Genomic DNA, 16,628 nt, shown 5'->3' on the forward strand with positions numbered 1-16,628 from the left:
GCTTAATCGGGACTTTCGCGGCGGAGGCTTTTCCGGTGCGGGGTCCCGGCCGGCGCCGATCCTGCGGGAGAGCCGGAAGCCCCGGCTCCCCCGCCGTTCAGGCCCTCACTGCGCCGTCCAGCCGCCATCCACCGTGAGGTTGCTGCCGGTGATCTGGCTCGCCGCGTCCGAGCACAGGAACGTCGCGACGGCCGCGACCTGCTCCACGGTGACGAATTCCTTGGTCGGCTGGGCCTTCAGCAGCACCTCGTCGATCACCTGGTCCTTGGTCAGGCCGCGGGCCTTCATGGTGTCGGGGATCTGCGCCTCGACCAGCGGCGTCCAGACGTAGCCGGGCGAGATGCAGTTGACGGTGATCTTGTGAGTCGCGAGTTCGAGCGCCGCGGTCTTGGTCAGGCCGGCGATGCCGTGCTTGGCCGCCACATAGGCCGACTTGAAGGGCGAGGCGACGAGGGAATGCGCCGAGGCGGTGTTGATGATCCGGCCCCAGCCCCGCTGCTTCATGCCGGGAATCGCCGCCCGCATGGTGTGGAAGGCCGAGGACAGGTTGATCGCGATGATCTGGTCCCACTTCTCGACCGGGAATTCCTCGATCGCCGAGACGTACTGGATGCCCGCGTTGTTGACCAGGATGTCGACCGCGCCGAATTCTTTTTCGGCCTCGGCCACCATGGCGGCGATCTCGTCGCCCTTGCTCATGTCGGCGCCGGAATAGACCGCGCGGACGCCGAACTCGGCTTCGATGCCGGCCCGCTCCTTCTCGATCGCCTCCGGCTTGCCGAAGCCGTTGATCATCACGTTGGCGCCCTGTTGCGCCAGACCCCGCGCGATGGCGAGGCCGATGCCGCTCGTCGAGCCGGTGACGAGGGCGGTCTTGGTTTTCAGCGACATGACGAGGTCTCCTCAGGCCAAATAGTCGTGCAGCACGTGGCCGTACGGCAGGGTGAAATCGACGATCTGGTGGCGGGCGCGCACGATCTTGCGCACCGGCAGGTCGGCGACGCGGCAATTGACGTGCGGGATCAGGTGCAGCCGGGCCTCGCCCTCCCAGGCGCCGTGGACATGGATGTCCTGGAGGCGGTAGCCGACGAGTTGGGCCACCTTCACCCCGCCATCGACGTCCGGGATCAACTTCAGGTTGACGTTGAGCTGGCCGATGCCGTCACGGACCTTGTCGAGCTGGTCCTCCAGGCTGCGGTGCTTGTAGGTCATCGTGCCCATCGCCACCCGCTCCTCGTCGTAATGAAGGGTGCCGGTCAGCGTGTCCTTCATCACCTTGAGCCGGGGCACGCCGTACTTCTTGGGAAAACCCCAGATCTCGCGGCCGGCGGTGATCGGCGGCTCGTCGTCGAGATACATCTGGACCGAGTAGTTGCACGGCTCGCCCTTGTAAGTCGCGACGATGGCCGAACCGCTCTCCTCGTAATCGCCGAAGCCGGAGGAATCCGGCATCTTCATCCACTCGTAATAGGCGAGGTTGCCGGGCGCCGGCTCGAGCGGCTCGGGCAGCGCGGCCCGCAGCGCGTCCGGGTCGGTCTCGTAGGTGATGATCAGGTATTCGCGCCGCAGGAAGCGGTACGGCCCGTGCGGATAGCTCGGGCTGAAGGACGGCATCGAGGGGGCTTTCAGGATCTCGTCGCGGGTCATGCGTCGTTCCTCGTCCAGGGTCAGTCCCGCGCGTCGCGGGTGAGGTCGAACACGGTCACGCCGAGATCGGGCCGGCAGCGCTCGATCCAGTGGCGGTGGCGCAGGGACCGGCGCACGTCGTTGCGGCCGGCCTTCCAGTGCTCCAGCATCGTGGTGCGCGAGAACTCGTAGTCCTTGGCGTCGCTCTCGTAGTTCTTGGCGCGGTAGATCAGCTGCAGGATCGTCACCGCATTCTGGTGGCTCACCTCCGACAGGAAGGCGACGTCGGGATCCTGGCGCAGTTCGGGCGGCAGCTTGTCGAGCAGGCGGCGGAGCGCGGTCTTGGCCTTGTGGATCTCGATCTGGTCGTTGGTGTTGAGCCGGGTGCGGCTGGAGAAGCGGATGTCCTTCTCGCGCTCGGCCGCCTCCGACAGGGTGCGGGGGAGCGGCCCCCGGGCGCTGAACAGGTCGACCTGGAACACCGCGAGGTCGCGGAATCGCTCCTCGTCCAGCACGTATTGCAATGGCGTGTTCGAGACGATGCCGCCGTCCCAGTAGAGTTCGCCGTCGATCTCCACCGGCGGGAAGCCCGGCGGCAGGGCGCCCGAAGCCATGATGTGCTCAGGCCCGATCCGCTCGCGGGAATTGTCGAAATAGACGAAGTTGCCGGTGCGGATGTTGACCGCGCCGACGCTGAGCCGCGTCTCGCATGCGTTGATCCGCTCGAAGTCGATCAGCTCCGCGAGCGTCTGCCGCAAGGGGGTGGTGTCGTAGTAGCTCAGCGCCTGGGGGGCGCCGGCCGGGTAGAGCGGGGCGGGGGGAAAGCGCGGCGCGAAGAAGCCCGGCACCCCGACCGTCGCCCCGAAGGCGGCGCTCCAGGCGTTGAACACCTCGCGGGCCTGCTCGCCGGGAAACCACGGCGAGACGGTGATGCCCGACGACACCTTGTCCCAGAACGCCCTCAGCCGCTCGACCCGGCGCCCGGGCGGGTTCCCGGCGATGAGCGCGGCGTTGATCGCTCCGATCGAGATGCCGGCGACCCAGTCGGGTGAGAGCGCGGCGTCCTGCATCGCCTCGGCGACGCCGGCCTGATAGGAGCCTAAAGCCCCGCCGCCCTGCAGCACCAGCACCCGGCACTCGTCGTCGTCTCGCCGGCTGTCCGGTTTCCGCACCGCCCGATCCCGCTCGTCCATAAGGCCTCCGCTGGCCGCCGCGCGAATCTCGGCGGTTAGATGATGCTGCACTGCCGCATGACAAGCCCGGCGCCGGTTCCCGTCGCGCCGCGCAGCGGATCTCGCGGGATCGCCGATCGGAGCGGGAGCCGGCCTTGCTCCGGATTCGCGACCCCGCCCCTGAATCCGGCCCGCCGCTAAGGCCCGTGTAACCATCGCGGCCGTAGCGTGCCGCAAGGTTCGTGACAGGATTTTCGCCCGATGGCGTCGGCCGCGGCTTCCCGACCCGAGACACTTCGCCGACCCGAGAGATTTCGCCGGCCCGAGAGACTTCGCCAACCCGCGAGCGTCCCGCCGGCGGTGTCGCTCTCCGACCTCGTCGAGGCGGCCGAGCGGGTCTCGGACGCGGGGCGGGCCCTCGACGGCGTGGCCGATCTCCTGGTGGCCCGGTCCGGCGGGCTCTCGGTCCTTGAGGTCGGCGCCTTCGACGAGGTGATGACGGTGCTCGCCGATGGCGCCGGCACCGGATCGCGCGGGCGGCTCGCCCGCCAGGTCGTCGCGCTCCCCCGGCCGCCGCGCAAGCTGGCGCGGCGGCTCGCCTGCGATCCCGAGGCGAGCGTCGCGGTGCCGGTGCTCGCGCGCTGCGCCGCCCTTTCCGACGAGGTGCTGCTGCACGTCGCCCGCAGCCGCGGGCCGGTGCATCTCGCGGCGATCGCCCGGCGCGAGACGGTCGCCGCCCGTGTGGCGGATACGCTCGCCGAACGGGGCGACCAGGCGGTGATGACCACGCTCATCGCCAATCGCGGGGCGCGGCTCTCGCTCCTCGCCCTCACGCTCCTGTCCGAGCGGATGGAGGACCGGGACCGCCTCGCGGCCGGGCTGGAGTCCCGCGGCGGCCTGCTGCCGCGCCAGCGCGACGCGCTCCTGCGGCCCGCCGCCCGCCCCGGTCCGGCCCGGCGCGCCGCCGAGGCGGTCGCCCTGCGGGTCCGGCTCGGTCTCGACGAGGCCGACCTGCGCCTCTGGCTCGCGGAGGACCGGACGGAAGAGGCGCTGATCGGCCTTGCCCACCTCGCCGGCACTTCCCCCGAACGGATGCGGGCAGCCCACCGCGCGACCGGCCTCAACGCCCTGGCGCTGATCGTGCGGGCGGCGGACCTGCGGCTCGCGACGCTCGGCGCCTATCTGCGCGCCCGCCCCGGCCCCGCCCCGACGGCGGAGGCGGCGGGTGCCGCGGTGCAGGCCTACCGGGCCGTCACGGTGGCGCGGGCGCGGGAACTGGTGGCGGAGCAATCCTGACCTGATTATATACCGCGTCTCGGAAGAAATCCCGATCTTCGACGGCTCGGCTGGGCCGCTGGCCAAGCCGGATTTCCTCCGTACCGCGCTATACCAACGGTCGTTGAAAACGACCTTTGGTTCCGTTCTCGAATTTTCGCCAAGCCCAAGGTTCCGGACATCTGGGCTTGGTGTCGAAAATTCGAGATGGCTCAACGGCCCCGTCGATCTCGGGCCTGCCCGAGATCGAATCGATGCGTCAGCATCTTAGGCGTTGGTATTAGTCCCGGAATGAGGTTGCGCGTGGGATCGCGTGCCCGAGGCCGTCGATTCCGATCCAACAGATCACATAGAGGTCGCGGCCGGCAAAGCCCCGCACCACGGGCTCTGTGCCACTCTCGGTGATGTCCGGCGCCGGTCGGACCGATCGGAATCTCCGTTCGTCCGTAACTCTGTTCTGTCTGATCTATCCTGAAGGAGGGCAGTCCAGAGGCTAGGCTTTTCGGCCTATCTCCCGACAATCCTGGTCGTCGTCTCTCGCAGGAAACCGTTAGATTGACTGATCTCTGGACATGACCGCGAGACCTTCAGACCTCGTTAACCGGTTTCGGAAACAGATGGTCACGATCCTCAACTCCCGGTCGTGATCCATGACGCTCCTCGGCAACACCCGCATCCTTCTCAAGGCTGCCTTGCCCCTCCTGATCGTCGCGGCCGTCGCGGGCGGGCTGGTTCTGTATGCGCGGACCAACCTCCACGACCTCGCCGTGCAGACGCGCCAGATCGTCCAGGTGCAGGTGGTGCGTCTCCAGAACATCCTGACCGTCCGCCTCACCGTGAACGAGGCCGCGGTCCAGAGCCGCAACATGGCGATGGAGACCCGCCGGGAGCAGATGGCCGGCTACAAGGAGCGCTACGACGCCGCCGAGAAGGCCGCCCTCGCCAGCGCCGATACGCTGATCGCCCTGTCCGACACGGCCGAGCGGAAGGCCGCCAACCAGGGCCTGCGCGCGACCCTGGTCGAGTTCTTCGCGGTCTCCGCCCGGGGCAATGCCCTGGGTCTGGCGAACGACAACGACGCAGCCGCCAAGGTCCTGCTCGTCGAGGCCGCGCCGATCCGCGCGAAGGTCCGCGACGTGGTGCAGCCGCGCATCGATCTGCTGACGGCGGAGCTCAAGCGGGCGAGCGAGGCTGCCGACCAGGCCGCGGCCCAGGCCGGCACGGTGCTGGTCGGCGCGGCGGTGGTGGGTCTGCTCGCCGCCCTGGCTCTGGCGGTCCTCATCGTGATCGTCGGCATCACCCGTCCGCTCGGCGGCCTCGTCGCGGTGCTCCAGCGCATGGCGCAGGGCGAGGCGGGCGTGACGATCAAGGAGGCGGCGCGCGGCGACGAGATCGGCGCCGTCGGCCGCGCGGTCGAGGGCATCCGCGAGATGGTCGCCCGCAAGGCGGCCGAGCAGGCGGAGGTCAAGCGTGTGGCCGATGCGGCGGCGGCCACCGAGCGCAAGCGGACGATGGCCGAGATGGCGGACGGGTTCGAGCGCGCCGTCGGCGGGATCGTCGGCCTCGTCTCCTCCTCGGCGACGGAACTCCAGGCCACCGCCGGCACGATGACCGCCACCGCGACGCAGACCGCGTCGCAATCCACCACCGTCGCCGCCGCCGCCGAGGAGGCCGCGTCCAATGTCGGCACGGTGGCGGCGGCGGCCGAGGAGCTGGGGGCCTCGGTCCAGGAGATCGGCCGCCAGGTCCAGGGCTCGGCCAACCTCGCCCAGGCCGCGGTCGGCGAGGCGGACCAGACCGGCCAGCTCGTCCAGGCGCTGAAGACCACCTCGGGCCGGATCGGCGACATGGTCGGGCTGATCTCGAACATTGCCGCGCAGACCAACCTGCTGGCGCTGAACGCCACGATCGAGGCGGCCCGGGCCGGCGAGGCGGGGCGCGGCTTCGCGGTCGTCGCTGCCGAGGTCAAGCAACTCGCTTCCCAGACCGCGAAGGCCACCGAGGAGATCGCCGGCCAGATCGGCGAGATCCAGGGCGTGACCGACCAGGCTGTCGCGGCGATCGACGGCATCACCGGGCGCATCCGCGAGATCAGCTCGGTCGCGGTCTCGATCGCCTCGGCGGTGGAGCAGCAGGGCGCGGCGACGCAGGAGATCGTCCGCAACGTCTCCCAGGCCGCCACCGGCACCGGCGAGGTCACCAGCAACATCGCGGGCGTGGCGCAAGCCTCCGAGGAGACCGGCGCGGCGGCGAGCCAGGTGCTGGCGGCGGCGTCCGAATTGTCGCGCCAGTCCGAGCACCTCTCGGCCGAGGTGATGCGCTTCCTCGACACGGTGCGGGCGGCCTGAGGGTGACCGCGGAAAGGGGGCTGCCGGGAAGCGGTCCCCTTTCCGAATCTCACGGCTTCTTCGCTGCCGTCCCGAGATGCTTGTCGAGGAAGCCGGCGATCTCGGTGAAGACCTCGCGGGTCTCCGGCGCATCGGGATCGAACAGGTACTGGGCGTGGCTCATGCCCTCGAACACCTGGAGCGAGGCCTCGACCCCGGCCTGGCGCAGCTTGCGGTGGGTGCGCACGGTGTTCGACAGGAACAGGTCGCGGGTGCCGGTGGTCAGGATGGTGGGCGGCAGGCCGCGCAGGTCGCCGTAGATCGGCGAGAGCTGGGGGTCGCGCAGGTCGTGGCCGGCGGCGTAGAGCCGGGCCGCCCGGGTCAGCATGCCGTCATAGGAGACCAGCACGTTGTCCAGCCACTCGTTGGCCTTGTAGCTGTCGCCGGTCTCGGTCAGGTCGGACCAGGGCGTGCCGGGTGCGATGGCCGCGGGGAGCGGCACGCCTTCGCGCCTGGCCCGCAGCATGAGCGCCAGCGTCATGCCGCCGCCGGTCGAGGTGCCGAACACCGCCATGTTCTCGGCCGGCTGCAGGGTCAGCGCCGCCTTCCACACCGCCATGGCGTCGTCCATCGCCGCCGGGTAGGGCGCGTCCGGCGGCATGCGGTAATCGAACGAGACCACGGTAAAGCTGCCGAAGGCCGCCATCAGCACCGCCTCGAGCGTGCCGGCCTCGCCCGGGTTGTAGACGTAGCCGCCGCCATGGATGTGGACCAGCAGCCGGTGGCGGTTGCGCTCGGGCACCACCTTCGGGGCGATGATCCAGGCCTTGACGCCGCCGATCACCTCCGGGGTCGAGACGACGCCCAGGCGCTCGCGCAGGGCCGGCAAGGGTGCTGCGGTCTGGGCGGCGAGCTTGGCCACCAGCGCCTTCCATTCCGCCGCGCTGCCCGGATCGGCGTTCCAGGCCGGCACCCGGTAGGGCGCCGCGATCGCCGCCTGGAATTCCGGGCTCACCGTGCCGGGCACCGGGATGCGCCGGCCCGGGACGGTGCGCGGGCCCGGCGCGGCGTTGGCGGCGTTCTGGGCCGCCTCCAGCCGGGCGAAATCCGACGCATCGGCGTTCGGGGGCGCCGGCGGTTGCTGCGCGAGGAGTGTCGTCGGCAGCGCGACGGCCAAGGACGGCGCGACGGCCAGGAACAGGGCGGCGAGGCGGCGCGGGCCGGACAAGGGGCGTGAGATCCTGTGAGCGTGGAATCGCCCGCACGAGTCGCACGCCGGGGTTCATCCGGCAAGATGGGCCCGGTCTACGGCACCCCACGCCGCAGGGGCGAGCTCGCATAGCCGTCGAGCAGGTCCTGCGGGTCACGGTAGATCGCGATGCAGCCCGCCTCGGAGAGCTGCGCCTCCGGGAAGCCGCCGCACAGGACGCCGATCACCGGCAGCCCGGCTTTCACGGCAGCCTCGGCGTCGTAGGGCGAATCGCCGATCACGATCGCCTGGCCCCGGGACGGGTGGCCGAGCCGGGCGAGCGCCGCCTCGAAGATGTCCGGATGCGGCTTCGAGCGCTCGGCCTCGTCGGAATTGGTCGCCACGTCGACGAGGTCGCGGATGCCGGCGATCTCCTGGTAGCGCTCCACCTCCTCGGCCTTGCCGGAGGAGGCGAGCGCCAGGACGTGGCCCTCCGCCTTCAGCCGCTCGAACAACGCCGGCACGCCGGGAAACGGCCGGACCTTGTGCAGGTACTTCTCCTTGAACAGCGCCGAGCGGAATTTTTCGATTGTCTCGCCCTCGCGCTCCAGGCGCTCCTCGGGGACGAAGACCGGCATGAGCTGGTCGCCGCCCTTGCCGATCTGGCTGCGGACCGACTCCGGCGCGACGTCGATGCCGAAGTGTCGAAAGGCCTCCGACCACGCGTCGGCGTGCAGGTCCACGCTGTCGAGCAGGGTCCCGTCGATGTCGAAGATCAGGTTGCGGATCATGGCGGGACTCATTGGTGGGACTCGTCGTCTGTGGCAGCCGAGCACGAAAGCCCGGCAAAGCACCGGGGTTCCACCCCGGAGCGGGCGGCGTGGCTGGCGTTCGGGCGCCTCGGCCGTTAGAGGTTCGTCAACGCCGTTCCCCGTTCTCCGGCGGGCGGCCCCTCAGGAACCCGGAAAGTTGCCGATGTCCGTCCTGTCCAGAGCCTGCCTCGTCGTGGCCGTGGCCGCGCTCGCGGGCGGCTGCATCCAAAATCCCCTCGGCCAGGTCGGCGGCGTGCTGCCGGCGGGCGATGTCGGCCCGCCGCCCTCCTTGCGCGGCGACGTGAAGCTGCCGGCCCGCAGCAGCGGCGACCTCGCCCAGGCCGCGACCGAGCCGACCCGCCGCCTCAACGTCCCGAGCAGCACCCGCGGCGGCGATACCCTGACCGCCCAGCCTCGGCGCATCCGCCGCGAGGACATCGAGGGCGAGGGCGGCCCGAGCGGCAGCAACGGCGGCAGCCTGTCGCCGACGATGGGCTCGGGCGGCTCGGTCGGGCTCGGCGGCAAGTTCTAAAAGCCAAGGTCTGGAGCATTTTCCGACGAAGCGGATGCCGGTTCGTCGCAGAAAATGCGGTAAAATCGAAGATCGAGAGAGCTTCGCGATCGCAATGCGATCGTGAAGCGCTCTAGCGGGGCTCGCGGCTCTCCGTCGCCGCCTCGGCCCGCCGCTTGCGAGTCTCCTGCGCCCGTGCGGTCTCGCGCAGGCGCCGCAGGCGCTCCTCCAGGCCGGCGCGGGTCGCCGGCCACCAGCCGCGGCCGGGCGCATCCGGTGCGGCCGCCTGCACCGTCTCGGCGATCTCACTGAGGGTCGGAATTCGCCACCAGCCCCAGACCAGGGGGCCCGGCACGGTGATCGCCGGGTAGTGGGCCAGCGCCTCGGTCTCCGTGATGGGAGCATCGTCGAGGGCCTCGAACACCACGACGCCCTCCGCCACCTCCACCGCCGCGCCGAGCGGCGGTGCATCGCCCCGCGGCACCGGGTGGCGGCGTCGCCGCCGCTCCGCCTCGGCGGCGGGGTTGCGGGCGGCCTCGCGCCGGGCGCGCCGCGCCGCCGGCTCGCTCTCGATGGCCGCCGCCTCGATCACCGGCCACGCCTCCTTCAGCGCCTCGTAGGAGCGCCAGGGCACCCGCCAGGCCCGGATCTCCGGCGCCCAGGCGGCGAACGGGATGGTGCGCAGGGTATCCACCACCGCCCGCGAATAGGGGGTGCGGACGAGCAGCGCCGCGGGCTCCGCCGTCAGGTAGGGGCTCTCCAGCGGCTCGAAGGCGTAGGCGTCGCGGCCCTTGTCGTCGCCGTAGGCGTCGAGGGCGGAGATCTCGCGGGCGATCCAGGCATCCGCCCGCTGCTCGGCGGTGGTGCCGGGCACGAACCAGCGCCGCAGCTTGCGCCGCCAGCGGGCGGTCGGAAACGTCTCCTTGAAGCGGGCCAGCAGGGCGCGGTCGAACGGCATCGCCACCAGCACGCCGGGGCGCTTGACCGTGCCCGGCGCCACCGCGAAACCCGCTCCGCGGGCGACCTCGCCGGGCGGCGGGTCTTGTCCCTGCTGTCCCGCGTCGCTCACGGTCGCCTCAGATCGTCGGCGCGCGGCCGCCATAGTAATCGTCGAGGCGCCCGCCATAGGAGGGATCGGTGAACGGGTCCTCGCCCGGCCCGTGGCGCGGCGCGCCGGCCAGGGTGTCGGCGTCGATATCGATGACGTAGCCGCCGAGGCGCACGTCGTAGGTCAGGGCCTTCCAGGGCACCGGGTGGTGGCTCTCGCCGAAGCCGAGGAAGCCGCCGAAGGACAGCACGGCGTAGGCGACCTGGCCGGTCACCTTGTCGACCATGAAGTTGTAGACGCTGCCGAGATGCTCGCCCTTGCGATCGTAGACGGCGGTGCCCTCGACCTTGTTCGAGGCGATCAGCCGGCGGGTCTCGTCGAGGGCGATGCCGTCGCCGGACGGGTCGAGCTCCATCGTGCCGGGCGCACGGAGGGAGCGCTCGTTGGGGAGTTCGGTCGGCATGGCGGGCTCCGGGGTTGGGGGAAAGGGTTCCTCGGGGGAACCGACCTCGCCCGCGCCGGTTCCGCGCTGTCAGCGCACGCGCTCTTCCTCCTCGTCCTCCTGCTGCTGCTTGGCGACCTCGGTGCGCACGGTGCGGCTCGCCAGCATCATCTCGACCGCGAAGGCGGCGAGCGAGGCGAGCGTGCAGACGATCGCGGCGCCGAACAGGGAGAACAGCACGCTCGCCACCGCGGCGTCCCGCAGGGTGCCGACGAACAAGGTCAGCACCGCGCCGCAGATCGCGACGCCGCCGAGCGCCGCGATCACCACCGCCACGTCGAGGGCGAGGCTGCGCCGGCGCAGGTCCCGGAGCCGGGCCTGGTCGCCGGGTCGCTCGCTCGCCCGGTCGGAGAGTTTTTCCACCTGATCGGCGACGCGGGCGTGGCGGGTCGAGAAGACGTTGAGCAGCGTCGCGATGCCGGAGAGCAGAAAGACCGGCGTCAGGGCGACCTGGATGATGTGGGCGGTCGAATCGACCTGGGATGGATCGGTGGTGGGGATCATGCGGGATCGGGGGAGGGGGGAGGGGGCGGATCCGCCCCGTGTGAAACCGGGCTCGGCGGTCCCGGCGGGGTGTCGCGGCTCATCCGATATAGGGTGCCGCAGCGGAACGGCAGTGCGGCGGGATCAGCCCGCCGCGATCGCGAGCTGCGCCCCGTGGGTGAGTCGCAGGTCGAGATCGCCCCCATCCCGGTCGGCCCAGAATACCGCCGCCACCGGGCCCTCGCCCCGCGCCGCCAGGGCCTCGGATAACGCGCCGCCGGTCCCCGTCGGGCTCGCCAGCGTGACCGTGGTGGCGGGCCCGAGCGGCAGGGTGACGGCGCGGGCCGGCCCGCCGAGGATCTCCGCCTCGACGATCGGCGCGCCGGCCCCGGTGCCGAGGAGGGCAGCGTAGCGGGCGCGGGACGCCGCGACGTCGCGGACCGCCACCGTGAGCGAGCGGATTCCGGTGACGCCGTTGGCGTGGCGGCGCACGTCGCCCTCCTGCACGCGCAAGCCCCTGGGCGTGACGTCGCCGCACAGGAACGGCACGTCCGAGCCCGGCGCCCGGGCGGTCTTCCAGTCGAGGCGGGCGCCGTCCGGCCGGAAGCGGCCGCCGGGCACCGGGTCCTCGATGTCGAGCCCGCGCTCTTGCGCGGCCGCCACGTCGGCCTCGATGTCGCCGGGGAGCAGCGCGTGATCGAGAAAGCCCTCGCCGGCCCGGTGATAGACGTCGGACCAGCGATTGCCGGGCTCCGGCTTGCGGAACGCGATCAGCTCGAGATAGGCGCCGTCCTCCAGCACCACCAGCACGTTGTGGGTGATCCCGTTCTGGTGCTCGCCGCCGCGGATCACCGTGAAGCCGAGGCTCGCGTAATCCGCAAACGCCGCGTCGAGATCGGCGACGGCGATGACGAGATGGTCGAGGGTGAGCATGGGCGATCCTCTTCGGGCGGGTCCCCGGGTCGAGCACAGCTATAGGCGCCCTGCGGGCCGGCGGCGACCTCGGGCATCGGGTCGCGCGAGGAAACATCGGGCGCAACCTGACGTTCTGGCCTCGACCTCGATCCACGCTCACGAGAGGAACCCCCGATGCCGATTCCCGCCCGTACTGCTGCGGCCGCCGCCTTGCTCACCGTCGCCCTTTCGGGCGGGGCGCGCGCCGCCAACGACCTGCCGCCGCCGAAGACCGACGCGATGCCGCCGGTCGAGGTGACGATCACCGCCGAGAACGGCGTACCCACATGCGCCCCGGCCGAGCTGCGCCTGCCCGCCCAGACCAATGTCGACCTGCACGTGACCAACCAGTCGACCCTGCAGGTGTCGCTCACCGCGCCGCAGATCTTCCAGAACAAGAACGTGCTCCACCACGACGGCGACGTGGTCCACGTGGCGAGCAACGACGCTTATCTGGTCAAGGCCAACGGCAAGGGCGCGATCCGCCTGCGCACCATCGCGCCGGGCGAGTACACCTATGGCTGCACGGCGACGACGAAGCAGGATCAGCCGTTCACCGGCAAGCTGACGCTGGTCGATCCGGCGAAGTGAGGGGCGGGGAGGACGGCATTCTCTCGCCGGGCCTGCCATCCTCCGCGTCATCCCGGGGCCGCGCAGCGGAGCCCGGGATCCAGAACCGCTGATGGTCCAGAACAAGACGGGCAGCGTTCCGCTCTATCCTGTCTCAACCGAGTGTCTGGATTCCGGGCTCCGCTGCGCGGCCCCGGAATGACGCGGAGGGTATCAGATTCCGTCGCGGAGAGATTGCGTCCATCCGCCAACGACCCTCACCGAAACGTCTTCCTCGGGTCGAACGCATCCCGCACCGCCTCGCCTGCGAAGATCAGCAGGCTCAACGTCACGGCGATCACCGCAAAGCCCGTCAGCCCGAGCCAGGGCGCCTGCAGGTTGGCCTTGCCCTGGGCCAGCATCTCGCCGAGCGAGGGCGAGCCCGGGGGGAGACCGAAGCCGAGGAAGTCGAGGGAGGTGAGCGTGGTGATCGAGCCGTTCAGCACGAAGGGCAGGAAGGTCAGCGTCGCCACCATGGCGTTGGGCAGGAGGTGGCGGAACATGATGCGGGCGTTGGAGAGCCCGAGCGCGCGGGCCGCCCGCACGTATTCGAAGTTGCGCGCCCGCAGGAACTCCGCCCGCACCACCCCGACCAGCGACACCCACGAGAACAGCAGCAGGATTCCGAGCAGCACGAAGAAGCTCGGCGTGATGATCGACGAGATGATGATGAGCAGGTAGAGCGACGGGATCGCGGTCCAGATCTCGATCACCCGCTGGAACACCAGATCGACCCAGCCGCCGAAATAGCCCTGCACCGCGCCGGCCAAGACCCCGATCACCGAGGAGACCAGCGCCAGGGTGAGCCCGAACAGCACCGAGAGGCGGAAGCCGTAGATCAGCCGGGCGACCACGTCGCGGCCCTGGTCGTCGGTGCCGAGCCAGTTCCACTCGATGTCGCGGCAGGTCGTGCCGCCGGTCTTCTCGGCCACCGCCTTGCACTGCGCGTCGGTGAGCATCCAGGTCGGCGGGGCCGGGGCCGGGACCGGCAGGTCGAGGTTGTGGGTGTCGTAGGAGAAGCGGATCGGCGGCCAGATCGCCCAGCCATGTGCGGCGATCTCCTTGGCGTTCACCGGGTCGCGATAATCGGTGCGGGCGAGGAAGCCGCCGAACTTCTCCTCCGGGTAATCGACCACGATCGGAAAAAGAATCTCGCCCTTGTAGGAGGCGACGATCGGCCGGTCGTTGGCGATGAACTCGGCAAAGAGGCTGGTGACGAACATCAGGCAGAACAGCACGAACGACCAGGTGCCGCGCCGGTTCGCCTTGAAGTTCGCGAGCCGCCGCCGGTTGAGCGGCGACAGACGTCCGGTGCCGGTGGGTCCCGGCAGCGGCAGGCTGACCGGGCCCGCCGCCGGGGAGGTGACGGGGATCGCGTCGAGTTCGGGCACGGGAGGACGCTGGTTCATGCGGCGTCCCCCGGCCGGGCGGTCACGGTCAGTCGAGGCGCGTGGCCGTCACGTCGATCACGCTGGGCTTCAGCCCGCCGCTGCGCTCCAGATGCCGGCGCAGCAACTGCACGTTGCGGCGGTTGGCCTTGAAGGCGGCGTCGAACAGGTCGCCGATCAGCGGCACCGCCCCGACCACGCCGTCGATCGCCACGTTCGCCGCCATGCGGGCGATCAGCCAGCGCGGCGCGCCGAGGCGACGCGCCTCCCAGACGATGTAGGACGAGATCATCGTGGTGATCGCGTCGCCGATCACCGGGATCAGGCCGACGATCGCGTCGAGGCCGATGCGCCGGTTGCCCGGCAGCAGGATCGCCGTGTCGAGGATGTGGGCCAGCAGCTCCAGCCGCGCCATGACCTGCTCGGGCGTCGAGCCTTCCAGGGCCTTGCCGGCCTTGGCCCGCAGGCCGAACGGGTCGTCCTGCGGGAAGCGCCCGTTCGTGGGGCCGCCCGACTGGAACTCGGCTCCGGTGCCGAAGGAACCTGTGCCGAAGGAGCCCGCCCCGAAGGGCGGAACGCGGCCGGCCGTCTGCGAAGAGGTCATCCCGGGGCTCCGGAGCGGGTGCGTGGTGCTCATGAGCCGGGATGTGGCCCCGGCGCCCCCGTTCAACAAGGAGGCCCCGCATCAGGCCGCGCGTCCCGGTGCGAGGCCGCGCAGGCGCTCCAACGCGCGGTCGAGGGTGTCGTCGTGCTTGGCGAAGCAGAACCGCACGATGGTGCGCACCGGCCGGTGGGCGTAGAAGGCGCTGACGGGGATCGCCGCGACGCCGTGTCGCCGCACCAGCCGCTCGCAGAAGGCGACGTCGTCGCTCTCCCCCAAGGGAGCGATGTCGAGGTTGAGGAAGTAGGTGCCGGCGGACGGCAGCACGCTGAAGCCGAGATCCGTCAGGCCGCCGGCGAACCGGTCCCGGGCCCGGGCGAAGTCCGCGCGCATGCCCTCGAAATAGGCGTCGTCCTTGGAAAGCCCGTAGGCCACCGCCGCCTGGAGATTCGGCGGCGTGGTGAAGGTGAGGAACTGGTGCGCCTTGGCGAGCCCCCGCATCAGCCCGGGCGCGGCCATCACGAAGCCGACCTTCCAGCCGGTCAGCGAAAAGATCTTGCCCGCCGAGCCGATCTTCACCGTGCGCTCGCGCATGCCCGGAAACGCCATCAGCGGTCGATGGCGCCGCCCGTCGAACACCACGTGCTCCCAGACCTCGTCGCAGAGGGCGATCGTGTCGTGGCGCTGGCAGAAGCCGGCAAGCAATTCCAGGTCCTCGTCCGGAAAGACCGTGGCCGCGGGGTTGAGCGGGTTGTTGAGGAGCACGACCTTGGTGCGCGGCGAGAAGGCGGCCGCCAGCGCCTCTTCGGTCAGCCGGAAATGCGGCGGCGTCAGGGTGACGAAGCGCGGCACGCCGCCGGCCCGGCGCACCAGCGGCAGGTAGGCGTCGTACATCGGCTCGAACAGCACCACCTCGTCGCCGGGCTCGATCAAGGCCATCAGGGCGCCGGCCAGGGCCTCGGTGGCGCCGGAGGTCACCATCACCTCGGTGTCGGGATCGAGGTCGAGCCCCTGCCAGCGGGCATAGTGCTGGGCGATCCCCCGGCGCAGCTCGAGCAGCCCCATCATCGGCGGGTACTGGTTCCAGCCCTCCACCACCGCCTCGGCGGCCTTGGCGCGCACATCCGCCGGGCCCGGATCGTCCGGAAACCCCTGGCCGAGATTCACGGCGCCGGTCTCGCGGGCGAGCGCCGACATCACCTCGAACACGGTGGTCGGCAGGTCGGCGAAGATGGGATTCATGCAGGGACGGGCTTGCGTTCGAGGATGGACATGGCCTCGCTACCATGCCGGGGGGCCGGACGGAACCGAGCCGGCCGGGCGGCCGCGTCGCGGTCCGACGCATGCCGGCCGGTTGGTCTGCCCGGGCCGGCGGACGATCCGGATCGCATCGCGCACGGAGGACGTCGGTCGCACTTGCCCGAGATGGCGGCGAGAGGGTAGGGCAGTCCGGAACAGACGAGCCGACCATGGACGATCGCATCGACATCGACTTGTCGGCGGCGCAGGCGCTTGCCGAAAACCTCAGAAACACGCTCGTGGCGCTGCGCGGGCGCTACGACCTCGAACGCTACGAATATACCAGGACGATCAGGATCGTTCCGACCGGGCAGGCCTACAGCCATCCGGTCCTGACGCTGAACACGAGCGTCCGCGGCGAGAACCCGATCCTCTGCACCTATCTGCACGAGCAGATGCACTGGTACCTGACATGGTACTCGCACGCGAACACGCCCGGTTGGCAGGAGATCTGGCGTGGCCTCCGGCAGACCTACCCATCGATGCCGGTCGGATTCCCGCAAGGAGCGCAGGACGAGCACTCCTCCTATCTCCACCTCATCGTGAACTACCTGGAGATCGCGGCGGCCGGCGACCTGCTCGGCCCGGACGTCGCCCGCGACATTGCCGCCAAGACCTTCTTCTATCGCGGCATCTACGAGGCCGTGCTCCGCGATTGGGACGCGCTGACGGTCCTGTATCGGAGCCACGGCCTGATTCCGATCCGCTCGGCGGGCGGGATGTCGGAACGGGACCTGCAACTGGCGGCCCTCATGGACGAGGCGCCCGTCGGTTGACGCCGGCCCGGCCCGGCCTCGCTCGCCCCGGGAGCATGGACGCCGCCCCCGCCGCG

At 70.7% G+C, this 16,628-nt stretch carries 17 protein-coding genes; 5 read left to right on the top strand and 12 right to left on the bottom strand.

The annotated features are described in order from the left end of the window. Positions 1 to 105 precede the first annotated feature (105 nt). From HBB12_RS03360 to HBB12_RS03370, 3 genes are read right to left on the bottom strand one after another with little or no spacing between them, the layout of a single operon-like run. Positions 106 to 891: a 3-hydroxybutyrate dehydrogenase gene (locus HBB12_RS03360; protein ID WP_236988065.1), complete on the bottom strand. Its 786-nt coding sequence runs from the start codon at positions 889 to 891 to the stop codon at positions 106 to 108. Between the two features lie 12 nt (positions 892 to 903). After that, complete coding sequence (locus HBB12_RS03365) at positions 904 to 1,647, bottom strand: acetoacetate decarboxylase (RefSeq protein WP_236988066.1); 744 nt, start codon at positions 1,645 to 1,647, stop codon at positions 904 to 906. A gap of 20 nt (positions 1,648 to 1,667) precedes the next feature. Continuing rightward, positions 1,668 to 2,819 (bottom strand): patatin-like phospholipase family protein, encoded by a 1,152-nt coding sequence (locus tag HBB12_RS03370; RefSeq protein WP_236988067.1) that lies wholly within the window; start codon positions 2,817 to 2,819, stop codon positions 1,668 to 1,670. A 339-nt stretch (positions 2,820 to 3,158) separates the two neighbouring features. On the opposite strand from HBB12_RS03370, the gene HBB12_RS03375 reads away from it, so the two are divergent. Both HBB12_RS03375 and HBB12_RS03380 read left to right on the top strand, forming a co-directional pair. Further along, positions 3,159 to 4,094 carry a DUF2336 domain-containing protein gene (locus tag HBB12_RS03375; RefSeq protein WP_236988068.1) on the top strand — a complete coding sequence of 312 codons (936 nt, stop codon included), beginning with the start codon at positions 3,159 to 3,161 and terminating at the stop codon, positions 4,092 to 4,094. Between the two features lie 629 nt (positions 4,095 to 4,723). Further along, on the top strand, positions 4,724 to 6,421 hold the full coding sequence (locus HBB12_RS03380; protein ID WP_236988069.1) for a methyl-accepting chemotaxis protein: 1,698 nt from the start codon (positions 4,724 to 4,726) through the stop codon (positions 6,419 to 6,421). Positions 6,422 to 6,470: 49 nt separating this feature from the next. Here the strand turns inward: HBB12_RS03380 and HBB12_RS03385 are convergent, their stop codons facing one another. Beyond that, positions 6,471 to 7,565 (bottom strand): alpha/beta hydrolase, encoded by a 1,095-nt coding sequence (locus HBB12_RS03385; protein WP_236992646.1) that lies wholly within the window; start codon positions 7,563 to 7,565, stop codon positions 6,471 to 6,473. A gap of 140 nt (positions 7,566 to 7,705) precedes the next feature. Continuing rightward, the gene (locus HBB12_RS03390; protein ID WP_236988070.1) at positions 7,706 to 8,392 is read right to left on the bottom strand and encodes an HAD family hydrolase; all 687 of its coding nucleotides are present in this window, start codon (positions 8,390 to 8,392) and stop codon (positions 7,706 to 7,708) included. A 172-nt stretch (positions 8,393 to 8,564) separates the two neighbouring features. Between HBB12_RS03390 and HBB12_RS03395 the strand changes: the two genes are divergently transcribed. After that, on the top strand, positions 8,565 to 8,933 hold the full coding sequence (locus HBB12_RS03395) for a hypothetical protein (RefSeq protein ID WP_236988071.1): 369 nt from the start codon (positions 8,565 to 8,567) through the stop codon (positions 8,931 to 8,933). A gap of 112 nt (positions 8,934 to 9,045) precedes the next feature. Here HBB12_RS03395 and HBB12_RS03400 read toward each other — a convergent pair whose 3' ends face one another. From HBB12_RS03400 to HBB12_RS03415, 4 genes are all read right to left on the bottom strand, one after another. Beyond that, entirely contained in the window at positions 9,046 to 9,981 is a 936-nt protein-coding gene (locus HBB12_RS03400; RefSeq protein WP_236988072.1) for a hypothetical protein, read from the bottom strand. Between the two features lie 7 nt (positions 9,982 to 9,988). Then, the gene (locus tag HBB12_RS03405; protein ID WP_236988073.1) at positions 9,989 to 10,423 is read right to left on the bottom strand and encodes a PRC-barrel domain-containing protein; all 435 of its coding nucleotides are present in this window, start codon (positions 10,421 to 10,423) and stop codon (positions 9,989 to 9,991) included. A gap of 69 nt (positions 10,424 to 10,492) precedes the next feature. Further along, positions 10,493 to 10,966, bottom strand: a complete 474-nt coding sequence (locus HBB12_RS03410; RefSeq protein ID WP_236988074.1) for a DUF2721 domain-containing protein — start codon at positions 10,964 to 10,966, stop codon at positions 10,493 to 10,495. Positions 10,967 to 11,089: 123 nt separating this feature from the next. Beyond that, the gene (locus HBB12_RS03415; RefSeq protein ID WP_236988075.1) at positions 11,090 to 11,878 is read right to left on the bottom strand and encodes a VOC family protein; all 789 of its coding nucleotides are present in this window, start codon (positions 11,876 to 11,878) and stop codon (positions 11,090 to 11,092) included. Between the two features lie 156 nt (positions 11,879 to 12,034). Here HBB12_RS03415 and HBB12_RS03420 point away from each other — a divergent pair, with 156 nt between their 5' ends. After that, positions 12,035 to 12,490 (top strand): cupredoxin domain-containing protein, encoded by a 456-nt coding sequence (locus tag HBB12_RS03420; protein WP_236988076.1) that lies wholly within the window; start codon positions 12,035 to 12,037, stop codon positions 12,488 to 12,490. A gap of 236 nt (positions 12,491 to 12,726) precedes the next feature. Here the strand turns inward: HBB12_RS03420 and HBB12_RS03425 are convergent, their stop codons facing one another. The 3 genes from HBB12_RS03425 to HBB12_RS03435 form a co-directional block, all read right to left on the bottom strand. Continuing rightward, a complete protein-coding gene (locus tag HBB12_RS03425) occupies positions 12,727 to 13,917 on the bottom strand; it encodes an ABC transporter permease (protein WP_236988077.1) in 1,191 nt (396 codons plus the stop codon). A 28-nt stretch (positions 13,918 to 13,945) separates the two neighbouring features. Beyond that, positions 13,946 to 14,500 (bottom strand): DUF4112 domain-containing protein, encoded by a 555-nt coding sequence (locus tag HBB12_RS03430; protein ID WP_336886924.1) that lies wholly within the window; start codon positions 14,498 to 14,500, stop codon positions 13,946 to 13,948. An 81-nt stretch (positions 14,501 to 14,581) separates the two neighbouring features. Continuing rightward, positions 14,582 to 15,739: an aminotransferase gene (locus HBB12_RS03435; protein WP_236988078.1), complete on the bottom strand. Its 1,158-nt coding sequence runs from the start codon at positions 15,737 to 15,739 to the stop codon at positions 14,582 to 14,584. 227 nt (positions 15,740 to 15,966) lie between these two features. On the opposite strand from HBB12_RS03435, the gene HBB12_RS03440 reads away from it, so the two are divergent. Further along, positions 15,967 to 16,572 (top strand): hypothetical protein, encoded by a 606-nt coding sequence (locus HBB12_RS03440; protein ID WP_236988079.1) that lies wholly within the window; start codon positions 15,967 to 15,969, stop codon positions 16,570 to 16,572. Positions 16,573 to 16,628: the final 56 nt, after the last annotated feature.

This window comes from Methylobacterium sp. SyP6R (assembly GCF_019216885.1).
Taxonomy (GTDB): domain Bacteria; phylum Pseudomonadota; class Alphaproteobacteria; order Rhizobiales; family Beijerinckiaceae; genus Methylobacterium.

Excerpts from the sequence above, each read along its gene's own strand:
- HBB12_RS03360 (WP_236988065.1), bottom strand. The coding sequence starts at position 891 with ATGTCGCTGAAAACCAAGACCGCCCTCGTCACCGGCTCGACGAGCGGC.
- HBB12_RS03365 (WP_236988066.1), bottom strand. The coding sequence starts at position 1,647 with ATGACCCGCGACGAGATCCTGAAAGCCCCCTCGATGCCGTCCTTCAGC.
- HBB12_RS03370 (WP_236988067.1), bottom strand. The coding sequence starts at position 2,819 with ATGGACGAGCGGGATCGGGCGGTGCGGAAACCGGACAGCCGGCGAGAC.
- HBB12_RS03380 (WP_236988069.1), top strand. The coding sequence starts at position 4,724 with ATGACGCTCCTCGGCAACACCCGCATCCTTCTCAAGGCTGCCTTGCCC.
- HBB12_RS03390 (WP_236988070.1), bottom strand. The coding sequence starts at position 8,392 with ATGAGTCCCGCCATGATCCGCAACCTGATCTTCGACATCGACGGGACC.
- HBB12_RS03395 (WP_236988071.1), top strand. The coding sequence starts at position 8,565 with ATGTCCGTCCTGTCCAGAGCCTGCCTCGTCGTGGCCGTGGCCGCGCTC.
- HBB12_RS03405 (WP_236988073.1), bottom strand. The coding sequence starts at position 10,423 with ATGCCGACCGAACTCCCCAACGAGCGCTCCCTCCGTGCGCCCGGCACG.
- HBB12_RS03410 (WP_236988074.1), bottom strand. The coding sequence starts at position 10,966 with ATGATCCCCACCACCGATCCATCCCAGGTCGATTCGACCGCCCACATC.
- HBB12_RS03415 (WP_236988075.1), bottom strand. The coding sequence starts at position 11,878 with ATGCTCACCCTCGACCATCTCGTCATCGCCGTCGCCGATCTCGACGCG.
- HBB12_RS03420 (WP_236988076.1), top strand. The coding sequence starts at position 12,035 with ATGCCGATTCCCGCCCGTACTGCTGCGGCCGCCGCCTTGCTCACCGTC.
- HBB12_RS03425 (WP_236988077.1), bottom strand. The coding sequence starts at position 13,917 with ATGAACCAGCGTCCTCCCGTGCCCGAACTCGACGCGATCCCCGTCACC.
- HBB12_RS03430 (WP_336886924.1), bottom strand. The coding sequence starts at position 14,500 with ATGACCTCTTCGCAGACGGCCGGCCGCGTTCCGCCCTTCGGGGCGGGC.
- HBB12_RS03435 (WP_236988078.1), bottom strand. The coding sequence starts at position 15,739 with ATGAATCCCATCTTCGCCGACCTGCCGACCACCGTGTTCGAGGTGATG.
- HBB12_RS03440 (WP_236988079.1), top strand. The coding sequence starts at position 15,967 with ATGGACGATCGCATCGACATCGACTTGTCGGCGGCGCAGGCGCTTGCC.